The sequence below is a fragment of the Mesorhizobium sp. P2_F5 genome (assembly GCF_056403715.1).
On the sequence record NZ_JBFUEY010000055.1, the window covers coordinates 1 to 1,163 of the forward strand.

At 61.4% G+C, this 1,163-nt stretch carries 1 protein-coding gene; it reads right to left on the bottom strand.

Annotated features, from left to right (window positions below):
• Positions 1–6: 6 nt before the first annotated feature.
• On the bottom strand, positions 7–1,137 hold the full coding sequence (locus AC1DYO_RS32100; protein WP_477268670.1) for an IS110 family RNA-guided transposase: 1,131 nt from the start codon (positions 1,135–1,137) through the stop codon (positions 7–9).
• Positions 1,138–1,163 lie beyond the last annotated feature (26 nt).

The following is a 1,163-nucleotide window of genomic DNA, read 5'->3' on the forward strand; positions in this document are numbered from 1 at the left end:
TCGTCATCAACTCTGAGGAATCGCGGCGTCTCGAAGCCTTGCGTTTAGGGTGACGACGATCTTTCGCATGACGGCAGCGATAGCCACCATTGGCTTTTTGCCGTTGGCGATGAGGCGTTTGTAGAAGGCTGCGAACTCGCCTTTTCCGGCAGCTGCGCGCAGAGCCGGCATGAAGAGCGCGGTTCTGACATCAGGCCGGCCCCCGCGGATTTTGCGGTAGCCGTGTTTTTGACCGCTGTCATTTGGATGCGGCGCGACGCCGGCAAGGGCTGCAGCCTTGCGGCGTGTCATGGAGCCGAGTTCAGGCAAGGTAGCCAGAAGCTTGGCCGCTACGATCGGGCCTAAACTGTCCATGGCCGTGCAGACGGCTGCTCGGTGCTTGAGAGTGCTGCTGTTGGCAATCAGTTCGCATATCGCGGCATCGATAGCTTGGATCTGACGCTCGACGGCTTTGATCACGGCCTCGAAGGAGGTCGCAAGACGGCGGCCGCCAGGTGCCTTGGCGCGGTTCTTCTCTGCGACCTTCATGGCGATGAGTTCCTGGCGGCGGCGCACCAAGGCGCGCAAGTCTGTCTCATCGGGATCAGGAGCTTGCCAGAGGTCCAGCTTTGCCCAGCGTTCGCGGCCGTAACCGCTCAACATCCCGGCATCGATGGCGTCGCTCTTGCCGTGCGTGCCGTAGGAGCGGATGAAGCTCTTGACCTTGAGCGTGTCGGCGCGATGGCAGGCGATGCCGGCGCGCAGGCACTCTTCGAGCAACAGGCCTTCATGGCCGCCTGTCGGCTCGCATACGACAAGGTCTATGTGTTTGTAGCCCTTCAGGAAGGTGCGGATCGCTCTGCGCTGATTGGCGATGGTGCGGGTGGTTGTGCCGTCAGAGACGGTGATGGTGTCCTTGGCGATGTCGAAGCCAAGGCACAATTGCGGTTGTTGATGCAAAAAGGCCATGCTGGTGGTATCCTTGTCGGGCTTCGGATTGTTTGCGGGCGTGGCGCAAGCCAGCGGCCAATCAACTCTCCAAGCGATGGCGGACAAAGACGGCAGGGACCTTGATGACGTCGGGTGTTGCCCGATCCTAGGGACGGTCGCCTGCCGCCGGGACTGCTGGCTGTGATGGGCCGCAGTCCCGGCCGCCAAACTAACCGATCCTTCTCAAACAATCC